Here is a 21,381-nt window from a genome sequence, read left to right on the forward strand (position 1 = left end):
GTAGGCGGCGGTGAGGATGTCCTCGTACGCGGCCAGCAGGCGCCGGTCGTTGGGTGCGGCGTCGGGGAAGCCGCTGTGGTGGACGTCGAAGCCGGCGGTGACCGCGGCCTGCGCGTTGTTGAGTTTCTTGGCGCCGGTCACGGCCTGGACGGCGACGAGGGTGCGCATCAGCTTCTCGTCGAACGAGCGCGTCGGCCGGATCGACATCGATGCTGGCGCCGGTGGTCATCACGCTGGTGCCCTGGCGGGCGCGGCGCAGGGAGGGCCACCAGTTGTCGCGGCCGCGGGCCAGGAGCAGGACGCGCACGGGCTGGCTGCTGCGGCGCATGGCGAGGATCTTGAGGACCTGGTCGACCTGGTCGACCTGGTCGGGGCGGGTCTCGGCGTAGTCGACGGCCAGGAGCAGCGGGTGTTTGCTGGTGGCGAGCATGCGGTAGTGGGGTGGCTGCTGGAGCGCGGTGTCGGCGAGGAATCCGCCGGTCCACCCACGGGCCACGGGGTCGCCGGGTCGGGGCTGGCCCAGGCGGTGCATCAGCTCGGTCACCAGGCGGGTCTTGCCGATGCCGGCGATCTCGGTGACGGCGGTGACATCCGTGGGGCGGCTCGTACGGCACCAGGCTTCGAGCGAGTCGAGCTGGGCGGTCATGCCGGTCAGCGGCACGACGGCCGAGCGCGCGTCGAGCAGGTAGGAGGTGGACAGCCGGGGGTCGGGAACGCCGTCGAGCAGGACGCTCAGGTAGGCGGGCTGCAGCTGGGGCGTCATACCGGTCATAGCGGTGACCGTGTCGGTGAATCAGGGCGAGGCGAACAGGCGGGCGGCGGGCATCAGATGGAGCAGGCTGGGAGAAGGAACAATCGGCGCATGGATGAGACCTTCGTCGACTTGGGATTCGTGACTGCACCCTCCGGCGTGCTCGTGCTGGGGATGGCCGGGTGGATCGACTACTGGCGGGAACTGGGTCAGCCGTTGTCTGAGCGCGCCAGGACATTGGCGGCATCGGGGGGAGGCCATCTCCTTGAGTGGCTGTGTGAGGCGGTCGCAGTCCCCGCGGCCGACGATCAGCCACTGAGGGTGCGGGCGACTACCTCTCCGTCGCCGTTCGACGACGAGCCGACGATCGCGATGCTGGAAGTCGACCTCGGTCTGCCATGGCCCGAGACTGCCGACCGATCAATGCTTATCCGGCTTGGAGACCTGCCCGTCGACCGGTGCGGCATGGTGCTCGGCGACGCCTCGGGGCTCGACGCGTGGACGGGGATGAACAGCGAGCCAGCCGAAGGGCTCGCCGACGTCACCTACTGGGGCCGCTACAAGGACGACGCGCACGCTCAGTTCGGCGGCGAGCGGATCGCACGGTATGGGCATGACGGACCGCATGGATGGCTCGACATGCCGCTGGCCGAAGCACAGGCGCTTGCTGCCGAACTCACCACGTGGCGGGGTGGCCTCCAAGGCAAGGGCGTCGCTGTCTCGCTCGATACTCACACCGACTTCTACCGCTTCAGACGGGCCGGGTGGCACCATCCGCTCCACCTTGGTGCGATCGAGATCGGCGGCTGTCAGGTGCTCGGCATCGACTGGGACCAGGGAGATCACTCGATGAGACACCGAGGTGAACGACTTGCTGGCCAGGTCTATCCCGTCACGCTCGAAGCAGACGAGGCCCGTCACGCAGTGATGCGGTGGACTATTCCGCCCTACGACTTCGATGGTGAAGACGAGTGATGAGCCCCGTCGGACAAGATGTCGAGCTTGCTGCAGTCCGGCACTTGCTCTGAGGAATTCGCCATCACCGTGAGACTGATCATGTTGGTTACACGGTGAGACTGCCCGCAGACCAGCAGGTCAGCGCGCTGCCCTATGACACGAGTCTGGAGACCCTACACGCGCTGTACGATCTCAAATTTCGTGTCGGAATCACGGCTGGCGCTGGATGGAAGTCGGATCCGACGTGGCGCTGAGACGTGCAGGTCGCGCCTGTACCTCGTTCGCGTTGAAACGCCGACGCCTGGGAGGTCAAGCGGCCGTGCCGGGAACAGCCGGTCCGGCCGGCACTGTTGCATCGGCCGAGGGACCGGCGCCGCACGGGCGGGGAATCCGGAGACCACAAGGTCGTCCGCCCCGACAGGTTCCGGGCCCTGGGATCGCGGTACGCCCGCCGCGCACTCGGACCAAGACGTATCTCTGCAGGAGGACTGTTTCATGACTGACCGGCCCTTGACGCTCATGGCAGTGCACGCCCACCCCGACGACGAGGCCACCGGAACCGGAGGGGTCCTCGCGCGGTACGCGGCGGAAGGCATCCGCACGGTTCTCGTGACGTGTACCGACGGCGGTTGCGGTGACGGACCGGGGGGTGTCAAGCCGGGCGATCCCGGGCACGATCCGGCGGCTGTCGCCTTGATGCGCCGTCAAGAACTTGAGGCGAGCTGCGACGTCCTGAAAGTCAGCGATCTGGAGATGCTGGACTATGCCGACTCCGGGATGACGGGCTGGCCGAGCAACGACGCCCCCGGATCCTTCTGGCAGACCCCAGTGCAGGAAGGCGCGGCCCGACTCGCGGAACTCATGCGGCACTACCGACCTGATGTGGTCGTCACCTACGACGAGAACGGCTTCTACGGCCACCCCGACCACATCCAGGCCCACCGCATCACGATGGCGGCGCTGGAGATGACCGCGCTGACACCGAAGGTGTACTGGACCACGATGCCCCGCTCGATGATGCAGCGATTCGGGGAAATCGTGCGCGAGTTTCATGAGGACATGCCGGAGCCGGATCCTGCCGAGGCCGCCGCGATGGCCGAGATCGGCCTCCCCGACGATGAGATCACCACGTGGGTGGACACCACCGCGTTCAGCGGTCAGAAGTTCGACGCGCTGGCCGCGCACGCCAGTCAGGGCGAGAACATCTTCTTCCTCAAGATGGGCAAGGAGAGGTTCGGCGAGTTGATGGGCATGGAGACCTTCGTACGCGTCAAGGACGCCACCGGCGCGGCCATACCCGAGAACGATCTCTTCGCCGGACTGCGCTGATCCGCCCGTCCGACCGGCCGGGGAAGCCCATCGACCGCACGGCGCGATCGAGCGGGTCACACACCCGGAGGCTTGTCCACGCGAGTTCCGCTCCGGCAGCCCGCGTCCGGGCCCGCGTCGACGGCGTCGACGCGGGCCCGCACTGCCGACCCGACACCGCGCTCGCCCCCGAACCACCTGGCAACCGCACAGGTGGGAGACCTGCGGGCTGCTGACTCGGAAGGTGCGCGACAGCCCAGGTCACAAGCCCGGCGGTCTGCTCCGATCAAGACAGACCGCCGAGGAAGCGGCACGAAGCTGAGGCTCCGATGTCCGACACGCCGTGAGGCAGCGGAAGCGGTTGCAGGTCAATGGGGCGGTCTCCGACACCAGCCGCGAGACCCTATACGTGCCCGAATGGTCCATGTAGGTTCGCGTTTCGAGTATCCCTTTCTCGTTGACGGTGGCCCCTGTCCGACCCAAAGGCCAGCACGGTGAGACGAACTGAGCTGCCCGAACTGAGCCGCTCGTTGGCCTGCCGGCCAGAGCGGCGCCGACGATGGCGTCAGCGGCAGGCCCGGACCAAGCGAACCGCGCATGGTCACGATTCGTGCGAGCGGAAGCCGCTGTCGTACGACCCGCCGTCCGGCACGGTGCGGATGCTCTAGCAGCAGCACGCCGTTTCGGTTGAAGGGCCGCAGCCGCTCGGGGCAGCGGCCCTTCCGGCGCAAGTCGGTGCCAGGTGCTACCCCAGGTCGAAGGTGTTGGGCAGCCCCAGCTGATAGCGCACCTCGTCGACCCGCTTCAGGGGCTCCATCTCCGGCGGCCGGAACAACTCCCAGATGTGACACCGTTAGGCGCCCGAATTGTCCGCGTCCAGGAGTGCGTTGACGGTGCGTCGCGCGGACTCGTTGGCGCCCTCCATGGTCGCCAGGTCCACGTCCGTACGGACGTAGTCGCCCGCGAGGAAGAAGTTCGGCACCTCTGTCCTCGCCGACGGGCGGTGGTAGAGGGTGCCGGTGGGGTGGATGCCGGTGCAGGCCGCCCTCGGCGAGGCGGAACGCGCACTTCAGCGTCTCGCGGATGCCCGTGTGACGGTGGCCGAGGTGCTGGCCGAGCCGCCGTCCGCGGTCGTGGAGCCGGTGGGGAGCGCGGTGGCGGGGGCGGTGGTGCCTCGACGGGCCGAGGGAATGACGGCGTCGGTCCTGCCTGCGGAACTACTCAGGGGGAAGCGCCGACCGGCCTTTCATCAGGCAGTACTTAGGGCGTGCAGATTCTGCCGACCGGTTCTGGCCGCAAACAGGACGTCAGCGCATGCAGGACGTCAGCGCATGCAGGACGTCTTCGCGTGCGGACCGGTGCCGTGGTCGGTGCGGACCCAAGCCTCGACGGTGACGCAGCCCGTTCCGGTGGAGAGCATGTCGCCATAGCTGCCGGGCGGCGTGTTGTTGCCCCACTCGGAGCGGACCTCGGCACCGTCCGAGGGGCGGTCGATCTGGATGTACACCGTGTACATGCGCGGGTTGCCGTAGAGAGCCGAACCCCAGCTCGCGGCGCAGCGGTTGGAGTGACGCAACCGCAATCGGCCGAACGCCGCGCCGCCGGGCAGCACGAGCGGGACGGTCTGCCGGACAGCAGCGTCCAGGTCGCAGCCCCTGGCCCGGGGATCGTCCCCGTCCATCGGCTCCTTGTCGTACTGCAGGGCCTTGTCCGACACGTGCTGGTTCGACGCCCCGCTCGACCACAGCAGATCCCCTGGTACGCCACCGGAGTTGGCTGCCACCGCCGTAACGACCGCGACCCCGGCGACCGCGACGCCGGCCAGCACGACGGCGCCACGCCGCGAGAGGCGGTGGCGCCTGGGACTGGGCCGCGCTTCCCGGACGGGCTCGGCGGGATCCGCCTCCGCAAGGCCCGCCGGTTCCTCCTTGGGGCCGAGGGCCTGGCGGTCCCGCTGGTACTGGACCTCCGCCTGCCGGGCGAGGTGCCGCACGCGGTGCTCCTGCAACTGCCCTGGGGGCAGCCGGAACAGCCGTTCGCAGGCGAGCAGGACGTCATTGGGCGGCAGGCGCTTGCCGGACTCGTAGTCGCAGATGGCGCTGTGCGCGGTGAACCCCAGCAGCTTGGCCAGTTGCCGCTGGCTCAGCCCGCGTGCCTTGCGCAGGCGCCGCAGTTCGAGGCCCAGAGAGCCGGGATCGGAGTCGGCAGCCTCGGTGTGTCTGTCATCCGTAGGCGGCATCCCCTGGTCCCCCCAAGTCGCCGAGCCGTAGGCCGTGTTGCCGACGGTCGCAGTATGGTCGCCGCTTGGTCGCTCGGACAGTCGTGTACAGGTCACATGGCGTTAGATCGGTCCTGACGCGAACTCCCGTCTCGTGAAAGGGACCAGACCATGCGCATGCGCCGAAGTCTCGCCGGGCTCGGAACCGGTGTCGCCATCGCCGCCTCCCTCTTCATCACAGCCCCGTCCGCCCATGCGGCGAGCTGCTACGGATCCGGCTGCTACGGCCTCGACCCCGTTGCCGCCGGATGCAACGCCGACGCGACGACGGCAGGCCATGTGTCGACCGCGGAGGGCTACGTGGAGCTGCGGTACAGCAACACCTGTGGGGCCAACTGGGCGCGGATCAGCAGCTCCTCGGCCGGTACCTGGTTCTACGTACAGGACTGCTACCAGGACGAGACCGAGACGTACAACGTCCCGTCCGGCTACACCTCGGGCTGGACGAACATGGTCGACGGTCACGGCACCGTGGCAGCGCGGGCGGGCGACGCCGGCGGGAACACCGGCTGCATCTGATCCGAAGCCCCTTGGGCCGGGTCCCGCCCAGCAGCGGGACCCGGCCTCACCGGCGCCGGGGAAACCCGTGGATCCGCGATCGCCGAGACGGCAGACGATCTTGCGCTCCGACAACCGCCCGCGACCAGCACGAGAACACGATCAACGACTCACACCAGCCCCATGGCTACGTAGGTGAGAAGCAGGATCAGGCACATATTCCGTGAGGACAATCAAGGTGGTTCGACTTCGTCATCAGAGGTGAGCGGTGGTGTTCAGTCAGCCCAGCCCGCGGTATTCGAGTACGACTCATAGGAGTAGCGGGTGTTGCGGTCCCATTTCTCGCCGGTGATGCGCTCGTATGCATGGTCCGGTGTGTAGAACAGGCTCTCAGCCCAGATGTTGCCGGTGGCGTAGACTCTGCTGCGCAATTGGCTGCATGAGGGCCGGAGGAGATACGGACGAGACCCGCGACTTGGTAACTATCAGTCACATGGGATGGCATCGTCCGGACAGCACAGCCCTGGGGTCACCCGAGGCCGGCAGGTCGGTCGGGGTCGAGCGCCGGGGCGGGCCCCAGGTCGAACTCACAGATCTCCATTCCCACGAATGAAGTGCGGTCCCGGTCGAGTTGAAGCCATACCCGGGGCTCCTCCTCGTCGTCGAGGTATATCCAGGCACTGTCGGCATGGGTGGCGGGAGCGGTTCGCAGGTAGGTACAAGTCAAGCTGCACCCGCACCATCCGTGACAGGGCAACCGCAGCAGAGCCTGGGCCAGGGCGGACTCCCCCTCGGCGGCCAGCGCCGCCTCCAGAAACGACACCAGCGCGGGATAGACGTCCGCAAGCAGCGGCGTTTCAATCTCGCTCACTCGATCAGGCTAGCTGCACCCAGCAGCCCTATGAGCACGGTGGTTGAGGAATGATCGCTTCTGCGGCCGTGTCCTGTCGTGGGACCGCAGGGGGTGGTGCGGTGTCGTTGCAGGTCAAGGGCTTACCGGAGATCCCGGAGGAGACGGCCCGGGTGGCGTGGTCGGCGTTCCCGAAGGGCTCGCTTGCGATGAGCGTGCGGGACCGGCTCGGGAAGGTCTTCGCGGACGAGCTGTTCGCGGAGGCTTTCGGGGTCCGGGGCGCCCCGGGGCTGTCGCCTGCCTTGTTGTCGCTGGTCACGGTGTTGCAGTTCACCGAGGACCTGACGGATCGGCAGGCCGCGGCGATGGCGGTCCGCGCGATCGACTGGAAGTACGCCATGGGGATGGAGCTGAGTGCGACCGGCTTCGACGACAGCGTCCTGGCCCGGTTCCGGGCGCGGCTGGTCGAGCACGGCATGGAGCGCCTGGTCTTCGACCGGCTGCTGGACTGGTGCCGCGAACAGGGCCTGGTCGGGGCCGGGGGCAGGCAGCGCACGGACTCCACGCACGTGATCAGCGCGGTGCGGGATCTGAACCGGCTGGAGCTGGCCGGGGAGTCGGTGCGCGCGGCGTTGGAGGCGCTGGCGGTCGTCGCACCCGTGTGGCTGGCCGAGACGATGAACGTGCCCGAGCTCGCGCTGCGCTACGGCGGGCGGGTCAGCGGCTGGAAGCTGCCGTCCTCCCAGGTCAAGCGGGAACGGCTGGCCACGGTGTTCGGGCAGGACGCCCTCGCCCTGCTGCGGGCGGTGTGGGCACCGACGGCCCCGCCGGTGCTGCGAACCCTGGAGCCGGTCGCGCTGCTGCGGCGGATCACGGTGCAGACGTACCTGGTCACCACCGACGCCCGGGGACGGGAGGTGATCCGCAAGCGGGAGGCCGAGCAGGACGGCGTCCCGCCCGGCCATCTACGCCTCGCCTCCCCGTACGACCCGGACGCGCGCTGGGCGGCGAAAGGCGAGGACCTGTTCTGGTGCGGATACAAGATCCATCTGACCGAGAGCTGTGACACTCCTCCCGAAGTCGAAGTCGAAGTCGAAGCCGGTGGCGGGCCGTCGCCCGTGCGTCTGCCGCTGCGGCTGATCACGGACGTGCACACCACTGACGCGACCGTGCCGGACGTGAACGCCACCGCGCCAATCCAGGAGAACCTGGCCATGCGGGACCTGACACCGGGCGAGCACTACCTGGACGCCGGCTACCCCTCCGCCGCGCTCATCCAGGCCGCCGCCACGCAGCACATCACCATGGTCACCCCCGCCCCGCCCGACACCTCGCCCCAGGCCAGGACCGACACCGGCTACGCATCGACTGGAAAGCCCGCCAGGTCCACTGCCCCGAGGGCAGGACCAGCACCGGCTGGTACCCGGTCCAGCAACACGGCCACGACGCGATCGTCGTCGATTTCGCCCGCAGCGACTGCCGGCCCTGCCCCGCCCGCGAGCAGTGCACCGCCTCCCGGCGCGGCACCCGCATGCTCACGCTTCAGCCCCGCGAGCTTCACCAGGCCCTGACCGCCGCCCGCGCTGTGCAGAAGACCGAGACCTGGCAGGCCAAGTACGCCCTGCGCGCCGGGATCGAGGGCACCATCAACCAGGCCCTGGACGTCACCGGGATCCGGCGGGCCCGCTACCGCGGCCTGCCCAAGGTCCGCCTCCAGCACGGGATCGTCGACCGGCCTGCGCGCCGATGCGCTGCGCGTGCTCGGGGTGCTCAAGGCCGCGACGGCGGATCAGATCCAGCGGCTGTCCTCACCGCACTTGACGTACCGGCACACCACGAAGAAGACAGCAGCAGTGCGGAAGGAGGCGCGCACCGCCTCCCACCGTGGCGCGCTCAACGATCTGCGACGGCGTGGCCTGTCCGTCGACGGCGGCCGCACCCGAGGGGGAGAGGAGGTGCGCCTGCTCACCAAGGACGGGCTGGCCGCTGCCGCGATCGAGTTGGACCGGGGGCCGGAGGAGATGGGCGGCATGCCCAAGAGCGCGGGGCGCTCGGGTGCCTCGCACGCGATGACGGTCAACGAGACGGTGATCGCGATGATCCGCCCGAAGCCCGACCTTCACCTGGTGGCCGGTAAGCCGGCCGACGCCATCGCGGCCGCCCAAGCCTGTGTCGACGCGCCTGACGGGATCGGCAGCATCACCTCCTACGCCACCGAGGTCGCTCTCCCGGCCACGGGCACGTGGAGGAACCCCGGCGTGGGATGTGCGTGGGCCGACATCGTCCTCACCGCCCCGGAGGCCGCGCTGCCGCTGTTGTTCATCGAGGCCGACAACTGCACCGAGGACGCCACGATCATCGCGGCCAAGTTCGACAAGTACATGCGCCACTTCCACCGCAAGGTGAAGGACACCGACGGCCAGGACAAGCCGATGTGGCGCACCCGCTGGTCCGCACCCGATCCCCAGTGGGGCGACGCGACGCACCCGCCGGTCAGATCCCGCAGCTCGCTGCGGTGCCGCTTGGCTGCGCGGGAGGTGAAGTCGTAGAAGGCCAGTTCGGACGCGGCGACGCCGACCTGCTTGGCGACGTGCTCGACCGCGTCGGGCGGCAGCTCCAGACGCATCCGGGGAAACCGGCCGCGCCAGGTCAAGAACTTGAGTTGAAGGGCGAAGCCCAGCCTCGTGGCGCCGGTCCTGTTCCGTAACCAGCCCGCCTCGTCGCTGGACAGGGTGAAGTGGTCCACCACCCCGTCCAGACCCAGATCCCGCCCCACTGCTCAGCTCCATCCGCACGCCCCTGTGATCACTTGTCGGGCTGGACGGTAGGGGCACCGCCATACGGCGGGCGCAGGTACCGGCGAAGTGCCCCGGCGGGGCGGGCGGGCCTGGTAGAGGCGCGGCCGGACTGCCAGGTGCCGGGTGGGGGCCGGTCACACTCCCCGCCCGGCGCCCGGAGCGTACGGGTCGGCCCCGGCGGCGCCCCACCGAGGGAAGGGCGTCGCCGGGGCCGGGGCCAAGTATCGGAACGCGGCGATCGGCGCATTCGCGGCGTGGGACGGATGGGCGTCGAGGCTGAAGGCGATCGTGCCGCCACCGATCGTGTTGCGGTCCGGCCGGGTCAGGTGCCGGGGTAGACCAGTGTGTTCTCTTTGCCAAGGTAGGAGGGACCGCTGCCGGCGTAGAGGGTGGTTTCTCCGTCGGACCACCGCACGATCAGGTCGTCGTTGTAGCTGTCTCCGATGTAGTTCCCTGCGGTCATCACCAGGTCATGGGTCCAAAGGGAATTGGCGTCCCGCATACGATATTCGGCTCCGAGCCCTGCCGCGGAGGTGGCCACGTAGGTGTCCAGTTCGCCGTCGACCCAGCGGACGAAGATGTCCCAGTTGGGTTGCCCTGCGAGATTGGCACCGGTCACCAGTGTGGCGTCCCTCCACGTGCTGTTGGGTGCCAGAAGCTGGTGTTCGGTACCGAAGGTTCCCGCGCCGACATAGGTGTACAGGGACAGTTCGCCGTCGACCCAGCGGACGACGAGGTCGGTGACGTAGCCGCCGTTGTGGAACTGTCCTGCGGAAATCTGCATGGCGTCTTTCCACTGGGAACCGGGTGGGGCCATTTGGACCTCACTGCCCAGTCCGGCGGTGCTGACGTCGGGGTAGAGCGTGACCTCGCCGTCCGACCAGCGGACCATGAGGTCGTACAGGGGGCCGCCGGCGAAGTCGCCCCCGGTGATGGTTTCAGCGTGCGTCCATATGGACTGGGGTGGCGCGAGTTGCTTTTCGGCAAGGAAGCCGCCCTGGCCGTCGCCGGGGTACAAGGTGACCTCCCCGTCGGTCCATACGACGATGAGGTCGCTGTGGTGGTTCCCGGTGTAGTCTCCTGATGCCAGGAGTTTCGCGTGCTGCCAGGTTGCCGCGCCTTCTGGGAACTTGTTCGCCTGGGACAGGCCTATGTAGGGCGGAGGGTTCGAGGGCGGGTCCTGGTTGGCGATAGCGTCGTTCAGCAGATCGGCAGCGTTCTGTCCGAAAAGCGGCGCGTAACTCGTCCAGTCATTGCTGCCACCGCCGCCTTTGCCACCGAGATTGCCTATCACTTTGCCGGTGAGCATGGTCGGGTTCCAGTCGACGATCCACGGGCTCCCCGACGTTCCACCGAAATAACCGCCGCAGGTCATCTGCATCTGCCGGTATCCGGCCAGTTGACTGGTGACCACTTGCTTGCTGCATTGGACGGCATAGCCTGTGTTGTTGCCATGGGAGTTGGCCGGATACCCAATGATCTGAACCGTGTTGATGTAGCCGCTCGGCTGCGTGAAGGTGAGAGCGCCGTGCACGGCGTCCTGCAGTTGCTTGCCGAACTGGTTCGGCGCCACCCGGGCGAAGGCGGTGTCCAGGTCGGACACCGGAAGTGAGGTCTGTGAAGGGCCGTAACGGGCGTCCATGAAAAGGTGCTGGACCTTGAAGATCCCGAAGGGCTGCTGGTCGGGTCCGGCTCCCATGGTGAACTTGGGAACGAAGATGTAGTTACCGCCGTTGAGCCCCAGGCCGCAGTGCCCGGCGGTGAGAACGATGTTGCGTGTGCTGCTGTCGATGACGGAGCCGGTGCAGTACCAGTCGGTACCGGTTGGGCCGTGGGCGAAGAAGGTACCGACGACCGGCGTTCCGCTGAAGTGCTCGGAAGCGGGGGTGCCAGGAGGCGCGCCCGCCGCGAGACCGGAGGAGGCCTTGGCCCTCCGGCCGAGGGGCTTGTATCCAAGAGGCTTGGCCGCCGCCATCCGAGCCGCTGTCCAGTATTCGGCGGCGACACGGCTCTCCTTCCCGACCGCTTGGCCCGTCGTCGGGCCGGGTGCTTTGATCGGCGCCACGCGGGGCGAGGGAGACCGCGAAGCCGTGGGTGCCGGCGACGGAACGGGTCTGGACGGGATGGATGGCGGCTTGTCCGCCGCCAGGGCCGTATCGGCGGCAGCTGTGGTGAGGACGGCCACACAGAGACCGACGGCGAGAAGACGGAACAATCGAAAGTGTCGCATCGATACCCTTTCAGAAAGGGGCGAGGGAGACGCAAAAAGGACGGAAGCCGCGCACGCTGCCCTGATACTCCGTCAGCACGACGACGGGCCACCGGCGTCCTGCACACGGAGCGTAAGATGATGTTCACAGATGATCAACGGCTTTTTGACAGCATGCGCACCGGCCCGTCATCTCGCCTGCACACGACTTCCTCCACAGGCCGGACCCGTCCGGACGAACGAAAGCTGAGGATCGCTCTCGTGATGTTGTCCCGCACTCTCGCCGCGCTGACCATGATGACCGCCGTCACGCTGACACTCACCGCCGCTGGCCCCCCGCCCACGCCGGTGGCCTCACTCCCCTCGGCGTCGGCGACCGATCCTGATTACCCCTATCTCTGGCCGGAGGAGGGCACCCCTCAGCCACGCGATGCACGCCCGGGCGACACTCTCCTGGTGTCCACCAACGACGGGGTCGCGCATCCGCAAGACACCGTCCGCTCACCGGTGTTCACCGAACCGGTGACCCTCCACGGCGCCAAGTCCAGCTACGTCACCGCCGCAACGGTGCGCTGTGATGCCAAACCAGGGGTGTATCCGGTCTACCTGGTCGGAGAGCAGCGCGACTCCACGGTGTGGGCCAAGGTACGGGTGCAGCCCACGAGCGCCCCCACCGCAGCGTGCGCCCACCCTTCTCCGTACACCACTGAGGAGCTGTGGCCGCTACTGAGTCCCGTGACACCGGTGCGGCCCGGCGAGAGCACCCACATCGCGCTCGGTGTCAACGCGGCCGGGCTCGTGGGCGACGTCGTTTTCTCCCCCGCGTTCGACGGCCAGGTCAGGTTGCGTGAGACCAGGCCCCGCAACCGGCGGGAAGCCGTGCAGCCCACACTGGAGCAGCTGACCCATTCCTTCACGGCTGATGTCGTCGTACGGTGCGGCACCCGAGCGGGCCTGTATCCGGTCCACTTCGGTTTCGGCGGCGGTGCGGGGGACGGTGGGGTGGACTACCGCTTCGAAACCCAGATGCGAGTACTGCCGGCTGACGGGAGCTCACAGACGCACTGCAACCGCTAGCGAGCTGAGCGGTGGCCTCAACCCGTGGCAACGGCTGCGAAGCGCACTCCGGCCGCAGCTGTGAAGGAGAAGTCCACCGACCGACCGACCGTGATCTGCGTGACCTGGTCCACGGCGATCTGGCCGGTCGTGCACCGGATGCTCCAGGACCCACTGCCGGTGGCCGTCACAGTCAGAGTTCCGTCCCCGGTGCAAGCGGTGCGAAGCGTGTAATGCCCCGACAGAAAGCGGACCTTGCTGGCCGCCCAGTGCGTGTCACCGGAGCGCACCGCATGCGCGAACGCGGGGTTATGGGCACTCTGGCGGGCTGCCGTCAGCAGATCGGCCTGGCTTGCGGGTATCGCGTGCGCGGGCGCGGTGGCCGCAGGGGTGGTGGTCGCAGACGCGGTGGCGGTGGGATGTGCCGGAGCCGGGTGCGCCTGGCCGGAGCCGGAACCACAGGCGGACAGGGATGTGGCGAGTACGGCGGTGGCGGCCACTGCCACGAAGGCAAGCGGGCGAGGGGTCCGTACCATGACAGGGGCTCCCGAGATGTTTGAGGCAGAGGGCGAGCAGCGACCGATTCGCCCTCATCTCCCTGCGAGCTTAGCCCTGTTCACCTGACCAGGCTGCGTCACCAGGACATCGGGCAGTCGGGGGAGCGAGGATCTGAAGTGGAACCGACCGCCGGGACGGCCTCGTCGGCATCCGCAGTGCCGGCGGCCCGGTCCGTCGGCGTCTCCGCGCCTGGCCATCGAAGCGGCCCACGCCGACTTCGCCGCCCTGCAAGTAGAGCGGCCCTGACAAGCCATGGGCCCGGATGCGCATCGCCTCCGGCTCGCCCTCGGGCTCCTGCGCCGCCACCGTAGCGGGCACGGCGCCGTTCCTGCGGGCCCGGTCCCGCCGTGCGAACTCGGCTTGAACAGGGCGACGGTCACCCCTCCCAGCGGTCTGCATGAATGCAGAATGACGGCCGGGCCTCACTCGTTCGGGTGCGGTGGAGGGGGTAATCTAAACCGGCTGGAGACAGCCCTTAGTTTCCGGGTGGTTGAGTGACGACGATCCGCCAGATCACCGAATTGACCGCTGAGAATTTCCAGGCCAACCCGTGCATATTGGCGTGCGGTACCTTGGCGGCGAACACGCCGCTCCCGTCACCGCACTGAGAACCAGCGAGGAGTTTTCCGGCGGCGGTGATAGTGAATTTGGAAGGGCCGGCACATGTCCACATCACCGCGACGGATGAGGCCTTCCCCGCCGACACGGGAAGCGTGACACCGCCCGCGCCGTGACCCGACCCCGCACCACCACGGTCCAGGCCCGCACCGATCTCGCCGAGCGCCGGATCCTGCACGGCTACGCGGTCTGGCATCACATGCGCCGGCTCCGCCGGCGCATTGGCGACGACCACACCACCCGGCTCCAGGATCTGAACGTGCGCTGCCACGTCACCGCGGCCGGCAACTTCCTCACCTGGCTCACCGGTGAAGGGCTCACCCTGGGGACCTGCACCCAGCCGGACCTGGAACGGTGGATGGCCGATGCCACGGTCAGCTACCGCGACGAGACCGGCCACTTCGTCCGCTGGTCGGTACAGCACCGACATGCCCGCGGCCTGACCTACGGCACCGTCCGCTGGACCGGCCCGCTCGGCACCATCGACAGCGAGAAACGCTGGGCCGACGCCCGCCGCCTCCTCAACGACGACACGCTGCCGACCCTAGACCGCGTCGCGGGACTGCTACTGATCCTCTACGCACAGAAGATCGCCACCATCAGCCAACTCACCGTCGATGACGTCCACTTCGACGGCGACACTGTCTCCATCACGTTCGGCACCTCGCCGGTCGTCCTGCCCGCGCCGTTGGCCAGCCTCGTCCGCGAGCTCGTCGCAACCCGCCGCGGCAAGGCCAAGATCGGCACTCCGGAGGACGTTCCCTGGCTGTTCCCGGGAGGACATCCAGGGCGCCCCCTCACCGACAGCCAGATCGGCATCCGTCTCCATAAGATCGGGATCCGACCGAAACAGGATCGCTCCACCGCCCTGTTCACTCTCGCGACCGAACTCCCCGCCGCGATCCTCGCCCGGATGCTCGGTGTCCACATCAAGGTCGCCGTCCAGTGGCAGCAGGCATCCGCAGGGGACTGGGCCGCCTACGCCGCCGACGTCAGTCGACGGACGAGGCCGACATGACACCCGTGGAGGGCCAGTCCAGAACAGTCAACTCAGGCCACTGCTCTCGCCACCGCGCTGCCTTGGCCTCATAAACCGCCCGTGGAGCCAGCACCGGGTTCGGCCGAACGACCAGGTTGAACACGTCCGAAAGACCATGCGGCGCATACACGCGCCACCGGCCGTCAGCCTCCAGCCGGACTCCCAGACAGCACGTCGTCGCAGCGAAACTGTCGATCGCCGCCTCAGCGGAGTCATACGGCGGACACGCCACTCCGAACTTGTCCTCATACCAGAGGTGAACCCGGGCCTCGTTCCGGATCTCAACCTCTGCCGGGAGGTCGGCGAAGACCGCCTTGCCGGTCTTGATCACGGCATCTTCTGCTTCCCAGGATAGATCGTCGGCTTCGAAGTAGAAGACGTCGTAGTCCTTGATGCCGCTGGTCGGTGGTCTGTCCGTGGCCACGTTCCACACGGTCTGGAACAGGCATCCCGCGGTCACATACCACCCAGGCAGACCCAACGTCGCAGTCCGCGCGAGCACCTCCGTCAACACGTCGTTACGCGATAGCACCGCACGCAGGGACTCGAGTTGCTCGTCGAGAGGGAGTCGGCTGATCACCATCCCTGCCTACCACAACTCGCCCAGGACCACGGCCGATCCACTTCGCGAAGCCCCTCCTGGCTGTCTCGACGACTTCGGGAGGTCGATCCCACCGAAAGACTCAGACATCGCGAGCAGAACCAGCTGGGAAGCTGTCTTCATGATGGACAAGGCCGGTGGGGTTCAAGGTCAGACGGTTCACCCGGGAAAGTACGCGCGCATCGAGCGGGAACGGCGGTTCTTGCTGGCTGAAGCGCCGGCACCGTCAGCAGTGACGGTCACCCGGATGATCACCGACCGCTATCTGGTGGGAACGCGCCTGCGTCTGAGACGCGCAGAACGGTCAGACGGCGGCTGCGAACTCAAGCTCACCCAGAAGGTGCCGGTCGCTCGGACAGGCGCGATTCAGGGACTGATCACGAATACGTACCTGTCGCCAGCCGAGTACGACCTGCTCGCCTCACTGCCGGCTGCAGTGCTGACCAAGACGCGTTTCAGCGTGCCTCCCTTGGGGGTCGACGTCTTCGACGGCCATCTGCGGGGCCTGGTCCTGGCGGAGGGCGAGTTCACCACCGACGAGGAGGCCCAGTCCTTTATGCCCCCTCCAGAGTGCGTGGCAGAAGTGACCGACGACGCCCGCTTCACCGGAGGCCGCCTCGTCAAGACCTCTCGCCAATACCTGCTCCAGTGGCTGGCCGAGCACGGGCTCCGTCCAGCGGCTCCCTAGTAGGGCTTGGTCAGGTCGGCTGTGGTGGTGCGTGTCCTTTGGGTTCGGTCTGGCGTTGAGTGTGTGTGACACCGGATGAAATTGCGTCTGTGCGTAGTGAGTTGGAAGGCTTCGCAGCGGAGATCTTCGAGCCGTTCGCGCGCGACGATCAGCGTCGGTGGGGGCAGGTCTACCTGCGTGGACTGCTCACCGACGGGCGGCGTAAGTCGGTGGAGCCGATGGCAGCGCGACTCGGGGAGGACGGGAACCGCCAGGCCATGGCCCATTTCGTGACCACCAGCCCGTGGGATCCGGCCCATGTGCGCGCCCGGCTGGCGTGGATGACGGAGGCAGCGATCCGGCCGACTGCCGTGGTCTTCGACGACACCGGGTTCCTCAAGGACGGTGACGCCTCGGCGTGTGTGTCGCGGCAATACACCGGCACCGCGGGCAAGGTCACCAACTGCCAGGTGGGCGTGTCCCTGCACCTGGCCTCGGACCACGCGTCGGCAGCGGTCGACTGGCGGCTGTTCCTGCCAAAGACCTGGGATCCCGGATCCGCACAGGCCGATCCGGGCAAGGTCGCCCGCCGCGCCGCGTGTGGCATCCCCGACGGCACCGGACATGTGGAGAAGTGGCAGCTCGCCCTCGACATGCTCGATGAGACCCGCTCGTGGGGGATCGAGGTGCCGCTGGCCATCGCGGACGCCGGTTACGGCGATGCGGCGGCCTTCCGGCTCGGTCTGCAAGACCGGGGCCTGAACTACGTGGTGGGAGTCTCCAGCACGCTGTCCGCCCAGCCCGGCGAGGCAGTGCCCGTGACCGAGCCCTACCGCGGGATGGGACGGCCGCCGGTGCCGAAGTACCCGGACAAGCCACAGTCGGTGAAACAGCTGGTCATCGCGGCAGGCCGGAAGGCGGCCAGGCCCGTGCAATGGCGGGAGGGCTCCCGCCCCGGCAAAGGCCGATCCGGCCTCAGGCGGATGTACTCGCGGTTCGTCATCCTGCGGGTCCGGCCCGCCGGACGCGAGATCCGCAAGGTTGTGGACGGCCCGGAACTGCCCGCGTGCTGGCTGCTGGCCGAGTGGCCCGCCGGCGAAGCCGAGCCGGTCCAGTTCTGGCTGTCCGACCTGCCCTCCGGCATGCCCCTGACCACGCTCGTGCGCCTCGCCAAGCTCCGCTGGCGCATCGAGCACGACTACCGCGAGATGAAACAGGCCCTCGGCCTGGCCCACTTCGAAGGCCGCACCTGGAACGGCTGGCACCACCATGTCACCCTCGTCTCCGCCGCCCACGTCTTCTGCACCCTGCAACGACTGGCCAGAGCCCCAAAAGGAATGGCGCCGGCCTGAGCCTCTACGAGGTCGTCCGCGAACTACAGCTACTGCTCGCGATCTGGACCGGCGCCTGCCCCACCTGCCACCGCGACATACCGAGCGGCATACCGACCTGACCAAGCCCTACTAGGGCCTGTTCCAGGTTCGGATCATTGGTTTTGGGATTGAACCGAAGCACGATGGTTGTCACCAAGGCAGGCTTGTTGTCATCAAGATCGACAGCGCAGTGTTGGGAGATCCGGAGCCGATGGCCTGGTCAGCTGCCTCCCGGCGTGCCGCGGTCTGCGTCGCGGGAAAATGAACCATGAAGTTCCTGAAGCGGCACAACCGCCGAGCCCAGCACAATGACTACGTTCCGGTTGACGATGATGATGAGGACGACGACGAATTCGCCCGCGGCGGCTACGTGATCAGCATCGAGCCGCAGGCGCCGACGATGACGCTCGTGGAGCCAATTCGAACCATGCGCTCGGAGGAATTCCCGGTTTTTGTACCTGCACAAGAGCTGAAGCCAGGCGTGAACTACCTACTTGGCGGACCCGGGGAGCCGACATGCGAGGTGGTTCAGGTCGCGGCAGGCGAACCGTTGCCGGGCAGGCGTCGGCGCATTCGGCGAGGCAGGTTCAGGACCGTCGCTTCTGCTCATCCGGCGGGCACGTTAGTCACACCGGTCACCGCTGAACGCATCGAGGACTGGTCGCAGTGGATTCAGGCGGGTCGGTGACAGCCACCCTACCTGCCGCGCTCTCGGTGACAGGTAGCGTGCCGATTCGGTGACGACTGCGATGCTTCACCCACGCGAAACAGCAGTTCAGCGAAGATATTGGTGACAACTGTCGTACGTCGGCACAGGGATTCGCCGGTGGCGGGCGGCTGGGCCTGGTAGTTGTCGAGGGTGGCGCGTGGTGATCTCTCGGATGTCGAGTGGGAGTTGGTCGAGCCGTTCTTGCCGTTGGGTGAGCGCGGCCCGGTCCCTGACCTGCGGCGGCTGTTCAACGCTGTGATGTGGCGGTTCAGGACTGGGTGCCCCTGGCGGGACGTGCCGCAGGAGTACGGCTCCTGGTCGACCGTTTACGGTGCGTTCCAGCGTTGGGCGGCGGCCGGGACCTTCCGGATGCTGATGGAGGGGATGATTGCCGGGTCTTCGAACTTGATGGGGGTGCGGCGGTGACGGGCGGGCTCGCCGGTCACTCTGCGTGAGGTAGTTGGGGTGGCGGTACCCCGGACGCAAGGAGCCCGCGGGTCTTCGTGATCATGGTTGTTCTCTACGCAACCGATCATGAAACCCCACGGGCTTGAACATCGACGATACCGGGACCAACGAGGCGGCCACGCGACTTCTGGGGCTGGAGGGGGTGAGTGTGATCAAGGTCAAGGACGATGGATCGGGTGGTTCGACGGTGTACGTCGTCACGGCCGAGGACTCCGCCCGGGCCTGCCCCTCGTGCGGGGTCTTCGCCACCCGGCTGAAGGATTACCGCACCACCCGACCCAGGCACCTGCCCTGTGGTGGGCGCCCGGTGAGTATCCGGTGGCGCAAAGCGCGCTGGCGCTGCACCGAACCCGCCTGCCCACGCGGCTCGTTCACCGAGGCGATCCGCGCGGTCCCCGCCGGGATGCGCACCACCACAACCCTGCGCCGGGCGGCGGGGGCCGCGGTCTGCGACGGCTCTCGCACCGTCGTGCAGGCCGGCCGCGACCTGCACCTGAGCTGGCCGATCGTGCAGCACTGCTTCGAGAACTACGCTGCGAAAGCCCTGCCCGAGACCCCGCCCGCGACCTCGGCGATCGGGATCGACGAGACCCGGCGGGGCAAGCCGGCGTGGAAGCAGAACCCGGCCAGCGGGAAGTGGGAACTCCTCGCGGACGCCTGGCACATCGGCTTCGTCGACGCGATCGGCGGACGCGGCCTGTTCGGCCAGGTCGAGGGCCGCAACGCGGCGTCGGTCGCTGACTGGCTCACCTCCCAGCCCGCGACCTGGCGCGAGCAGGTCCGCTACGTCGCCATCGACCTGTGCTCCACCTTCCGCGCCGCCGTCCAGCGTGCCCTGCCGCACGCGACCGTGGTCGTGGACTGCTTCCACATCGTGCAACTCGCCCAGCGCCACCTCGCCGACCTGCGCCGACGCCTCACCTGGAAGCAACACGGCCGCCGAGCCCGCAAGGGCGACGGCATCTACACCGTCCGCAAACTCCTGCGCCGCAACAAAGAGGACCTCAGCGAGGACCAACTCGCTCTACTCAAGGCCGAGTTGGACCACATGGGCACCTACGGCCGGCAGATCTACGCGGCCTGGCAGGCCAAGGAACTGCTGCGCGACCTCCTCCACCTGGCCGTCAGCCGCACCCACCACGCCCCCGACCGCTCCGCGATCTCCGCCGCCCGCCACCGCTTCCTCTCCCACGTCGCCGACCACGCCCACCTGCCCGAACTCGTCACCCTTGCCGAGACCGTCGAGCAGTGGTGGGACGGCATCGAGACCTACCTGACCACCGGGATCACCAACGCCGCCTCCGAAGGCAACAACCGCCTCATCAAGCTCGAAGCGCGCAACGCCTTCGGCTTCAGGAACCGAGAGAACCAACGCCTGCGCTCACGCTGTGCAACCACTCGGCGGAGCCGACGGGAGGCGCACCCCCACTAAATTCGAAGACCCTGATTGCCGAGGCGGCGGCCCGTGACCAGGTCGATCTCGACCTGGTCAGCGTGGATTCCACGGTCGCGCGCGCTCATCATCACGCGGCGGGGATGGCCGTCGACCCTGAGCTGCTGGACGAGCTGGAGAAGGACGTCGCCGAGGAAAAGGGGCTTCTCGAAAGGGGCAAAGCGCACCGGTAGCTACGCCGGACGAGGACGGCGACGACGTGGTGCGTGAGGAGCGGCGGCGTTTACGGCGGCGGCGTAGAGCCCGGCTCCGTGCGGCTGAACTGGGCCGTTCCCGGGGTGGGCTGACCACCAAGACCCACCTCGCGGCCGAACGCCGGTGCCGGCCGCTGTCGTTCGTCCTCACTCCGGGACAGGCCGCCGACAGCCCCCGCTTCGTCCCGGTACTGGAGGGCATCAAGGTGCGTGGCCCGGTCGGGCGCCCGCGCACCCGGCCCGGCGCCGTTGCCGCGGACAAGACATCCCACGCGGATAGGCGTCAAGCCGCCGCTGTAGTTAGCCCGCGTGCAGGCTGTGGGAAAGCGATTGCTTCGTCGTAGGGGTGGCCGTTTTGGAGGCAGTGGAACAGCATGCCCATGAAGCGGTTGAAGAGATTTCGCTGTGCGGCGACGTGGCGGTCGCCAGCTGCTCGTCGGCGGTCGTAGTGGGCTCTGGCGCCTTGTGATCGGGTGAGTGAGACGAAGGCCCAGACGTAGCCGACGGCAGCCAGTCGCTGGTTCTTGACCTTCCGGCTCATGACCATGCAGCTCTTGCCGCTCGCCCTGGTCACTGGGGCGCTTCCCGCGTAGGCCTTCAACGATCCGGCGTTGGCGAATCGGGTCCGGTCATCGCCGATCTCCGCCAGGACCCGGGCGCCGGTCAGTGCGGCGAGCCCCGGAAAACTGCGGATGATCGGTGCGTCCGGATGCTCCTCGAAGGCCTGCGTGGCGGCTTCCTCGAGCTGGTCAGCGTTGTCGCAGGCGGTTTTCAGCTGCCTGAGCAGAGCCGAAGTCTGGCACCCGAGTGCCGCCTCCACCTGCGGGAGCTGATGGAGGTAGTCGCGGGTGAAGACCTCGTGGAGCCTTTCGGCTTCGGCCTGGATGCCCCGGACCCGGCCGGCCTGCTTGAGCGACTGAAGTTCCCCCATTGATCTGGACAGCTTGATACTGGGACGGTTGGGTCCCGGAGGAAGCAGTCCAGGTTGAGTGGCAA

18 protein-coding genes and 5 pseudogenes are annotated in these 21,381 nt (G+C 67.8%); 14 read left to right on the top strand and 9 right to left on the bottom strand.

Going from position 1 to position 21,381, the window contains the following annotated elements; genetic code table 11:
- Window positions 1-16 precede the first annotated feature (16 nt).
- Window positions 17-1,726, top strand: a complete 1,710-nt coding sequence (locus OG747_RS52160; RefSeq protein WP_405886455.1) for a hypothetical protein — start codon at window positions 17-19, stop codon at window positions 1,724-1,726.
- Window positions 1,727-2,203: 477 nt separating this feature from the next.
- Window positions 2,204-3,037 (top strand): PIG-L family deacetylase, encoded by an 834-nt coding sequence (locus OG747_RS52165; RefSeq protein ID WP_331742995.1) that lies wholly within the window; start codon window positions 2,204-2,206, stop codon window positions 3,035-3,037.
- Between the two features lie 724 nt (window positions 3,038-3,761).
- Here OG747_RS52165 and OG747_RS52170 read toward each other — a convergent pair.
- Both OG747_RS52170 and OG747_RS52175 read right to left on the bottom strand, forming a co-directional pair.
- Window positions 3,762-4,046: pseudogene (locus OG747_RS52170) on the bottom strand (FAD-dependent oxidoreductase); the annotation flags it as partial.
- Between the two features lie 294 nt (window positions 4,047-4,340).
- A complete protein-coding gene (locus OG747_RS52175; RefSeq protein WP_331742992.1) occupies window positions 4,341-5,255 on the bottom strand; it encodes a helix-turn-helix domain-containing protein in 915 nt (304 codons plus the stop codon).
- A 150-nt stretch (window positions 5,256-5,405) separates the two neighbouring features.
- On the opposite strand from OG747_RS52175, the gene OG747_RS52180 reads away from it, so the two are divergent.
- Window positions 5,406-5,813 (top strand): DUF2690 domain-containing protein, encoded by a 408-nt coding sequence (locus OG747_RS52180; RefSeq protein WP_331765247.1) that lies wholly within the window; start codon window positions 5,406-5,408, stop codon window positions 5,811-5,813.
- A 254-nt stretch (window positions 5,814-6,067) separates the two neighbouring features.
- Here OG747_RS52180 and OG747_RS52185 read toward each other — a convergent pair whose 3' ends face one another.
- Window positions 6,068-6,223 (bottom strand): hypothetical protein, encoded by a 156-nt coding sequence (locus OG747_RS52185; protein ID WP_331742985.1) that lies wholly within the window; start codon window positions 6,221-6,223, stop codon window positions 6,068-6,070.
- Between the two features lie 98 nt (window positions 6,224-6,321).
- Window positions 6,322-6,663, bottom strand: a complete 342-nt coding sequence (locus OG747_RS52190; RefSeq protein ID WP_331742982.1) for a hypothetical protein — start codon at window positions 6,661-6,663, stop codon at window positions 6,322-6,324.
- 188 nt (window positions 6,664-6,851) lie between these two features.
- Here OG747_RS52190 and OG747_RS52195 point away from each other — a divergent pair.
- The 3 genes and pseudogenes from OG747_RS52195 to OG747_RS52205 form a co-directional block, all read left to right on the top strand.
- Window positions 6,852-7,118 (top strand): annotated as a pseudogene (locus OG747_RS52195) (transposase); the annotation flags it as partial.
- Window positions 7,119-8,092: 974 nt separating this feature from the next.
- Window positions 8,093-8,308, top strand: a pseudogene (locus OG747_RS52200) (transposase); the annotation flags it as partial.
- A 91-nt stretch (window positions 8,309-8,399) separates the two neighbouring features.
- On the top strand, window positions 8,400-9,191 hold the full coding sequence (locus OG747_RS52205) for a replication-relaxation family protein (protein ID WP_331765249.1): 792 nt from the start codon (window positions 8,400-8,402) through the stop codon (window positions 9,189-9,191).
- Here OG747_RS52205 and OG747_RS52210 read toward each other — a convergent pair.
- Together OG747_RS52210 and OG747_RS52215 are read right to left on the bottom strand one after the other, a co-directional pair.
- Window positions 9,191-9,418 (bottom strand): annotated as a pseudogene (locus tag OG747_RS52210) (DUF4158 domain-containing protein); the annotation flags it as partial. The gene OG747_RS52205 and the pseudogene OG747_RS52210 sit on opposite strands and share 1 nt — an antisense overlap.
- 344 nt (window positions 9,419-9,762) lie before the next feature.
- Window positions 9,763-11,625, bottom strand: coding sequence for a trypsin-like serine protease (locus OG747_RS52215; protein ID WP_405886458.1), 1,863 nt, complete (start codon window positions 11,623-11,625; stop codon window positions 9,763-9,765).
- Between the two features lie 288 nt (window positions 11,626-11,913).
- Here OG747_RS52215 and OG747_RS52220 point away from each other — a divergent pair, with 288 nt between their 5' ends.
- Window positions 11,914-12,726, top strand: a complete 813-nt coding sequence (locus tag OG747_RS52220) for a hypothetical protein (protein ID WP_405886460.1) — start codon at window positions 11,914-11,916, stop codon at window positions 12,724-12,726.
- 17 nt (window positions 12,727-12,743) lie between these two features.
- Here the strand turns inward: OG747_RS52220 and OG747_RS52225 are convergent, their stop codons facing one another.
- Window positions 12,744-13,241: a hypothetical protein gene (locus tag OG747_RS52225; RefSeq protein ID WP_331765251.1), complete on the bottom strand. Its 498-nt coding sequence runs from the start codon at window positions 13,239-13,241 to the stop codon at window positions 12,744-12,746.
- A gap of 752 nt (window positions 13,242-13,993) precedes the next feature.
- Here OG747_RS52225 and OG747_RS52230 point away from each other — a divergent pair.
- Window positions 13,994-14,899: a hypothetical protein gene (locus tag OG747_RS52230; protein WP_331765252.1), complete on the top strand. Its 906-nt coding sequence runs from the start codon at window positions 13,994-13,996 to the stop codon at window positions 14,897-14,899.
- Here the strand turns inward: OG747_RS52230 and OG747_RS52235 are convergent.
- Entirely contained in the window at window positions 14,874-15,500 is a 627-nt protein-coding gene (locus OG747_RS52235; protein WP_331765253.1) for a nucleotidyltransferase family protein, read from the bottom strand. The two genes, OG747_RS52230 and OG747_RS52235, sit on opposite strands and share 26 nt — an antisense overlap.
- A 142-nt stretch (window positions 15,501-15,642) precedes the next feature.
- Between OG747_RS52235 and OG747_RS52240 the strand changes: the two genes are divergently transcribed.
- The 6 genes and pseudogenes from OG747_RS52240 to OG747_RS52265 form a co-directional block, all read left to right on the top strand.
- Entirely contained in the window at window positions 15,643-16,209 is a 567-nt protein-coding gene (locus tag OG747_RS52240; protein ID WP_331765254.1) for a hypothetical protein, read from the top strand.
- Window positions 16,210-16,289: 80 nt separating this feature from the next.
- Window positions 16,290-17,540, top strand: coding sequence for an IS701 family transposase (locus tag OG747_RS52245; protein ID WP_405886557.1), 1,251 nt, complete (start codon window positions 16,290-16,292; stop codon window positions 17,538-17,540).
- Window positions 17,541-17,829: 289 nt separating this feature from the next.
- Entirely contained in the window at window positions 17,830-18,249 is a 420-nt protein-coding gene (locus OG747_RS52250) for a hypothetical protein (protein WP_331765256.1), read from the top strand.
- A gap of 171 nt (window positions 18,250-18,420) precedes the next feature.
- Complete coding sequence (locus OG747_RS52255) at window positions 18,421-18,696, top strand: transposase (protein ID WP_331765257.1); 276 nt, start codon at window positions 18,421-18,423, stop codon at window positions 18,694-18,696.
- A 124-nt stretch (window positions 18,697-18,820) separates the two neighbouring features.
- Window positions 18,821-20,170, top strand: coding sequence for an ISL3 family transposase (locus OG747_RS52260; RefSeq protein ID WP_331744418.1), 1,350 nt, complete (start codon window positions 18,821-18,823; stop codon window positions 20,168-20,170).
- Between the two features lie 283 nt (window positions 20,171-20,453).
- Window positions 20,454-20,648, top strand: a pseudogene (locus OG747_RS52265) (IS5/IS1182 family transposase); the annotation flags it as partial.
- 20 nt (window positions 20,649-20,668) lie between these two features.
- Here OG747_RS52265 and OG747_RS52270 read toward each other — a convergent pair.
- Window positions 20,669-21,316, bottom strand: coding sequence for a transposase (locus OG747_RS52270; RefSeq protein WP_331765258.1), 648 nt, complete (start codon window positions 21,314-21,316; stop codon window positions 20,669-20,671).
- Between the last annotated feature and the right edge of the window lie 65 nt (window positions 21,317-21,381).

Source organism: Streptomyces sp. NBC_01384, assembly GCF_045040035.1.
In the GTDB taxonomy this organism is placed as follows: domain Bacteria; phylum Actinomycetota; class Actinomycetes; order Streptomycetales; family Streptomycetaceae; genus Streptomyces.

Coding starts and splice junctions, on each gene's coding strand:
- OG747_RS52165 (WP_331742995.1), top strand. CDS start 2,204: ATGACTGACCGGCCCTTGACGCTCATGGCAGTGCACGCCCACCCCGAC.
- OG747_RS52175 (WP_331742992.1), bottom strand. CDS start 5,255: ATGCCGCCTACGGATGACAGACACACCGAGGCTGCCGACTCCGATCCC.
- OG747_RS52240 (WP_331765254.1), top strand. CDS start 15,643: ATGATGGACAAGGCCGGTGGGGTTCAAGGTCAGACGGTTCACCCGGGA.
- OG747_RS52180 (WP_331765247.1), top strand. CDS start 5,406: ATGCGCATGCGCCGAAGTCTCGCCGGGCTCGGAACCGGTGTCGCCATC.
- OG747_RS52250 (WP_331765256.1), top strand. CDS start 17,830: ATGAAGTTCCTGAAGCGGCACAACCGCCGAGCCCAGCACAATGACTAC.
- OG747_RS52160 (WP_405886455.1), top strand. CDS start 17: ATGTCCTCGTACGCGGCCAGCAGGCGCCGGTCGTTGGGTGCGGCGTCG.
- OG747_RS52225 (WP_331765251.1), bottom strand. CDS start 13,241: ATGGTACGGACCCCTCGCCCGCTTGCCTTCGTGGCAGTGGCCGCCACC.
- OG747_RS52220 (WP_405886460.1), top strand. CDS start 11,914: ATGTTGTCCCGCACTCTCGCCGCGCTGACCATGATGACCGCCGTCACG.
- OG747_RS52270 (WP_331765258.1), bottom strand. CDS start 21,316: ATGGGGGAACTTCAGTCGCTCAAGCAGGCCGGCCGGGTCCGGGGCATC.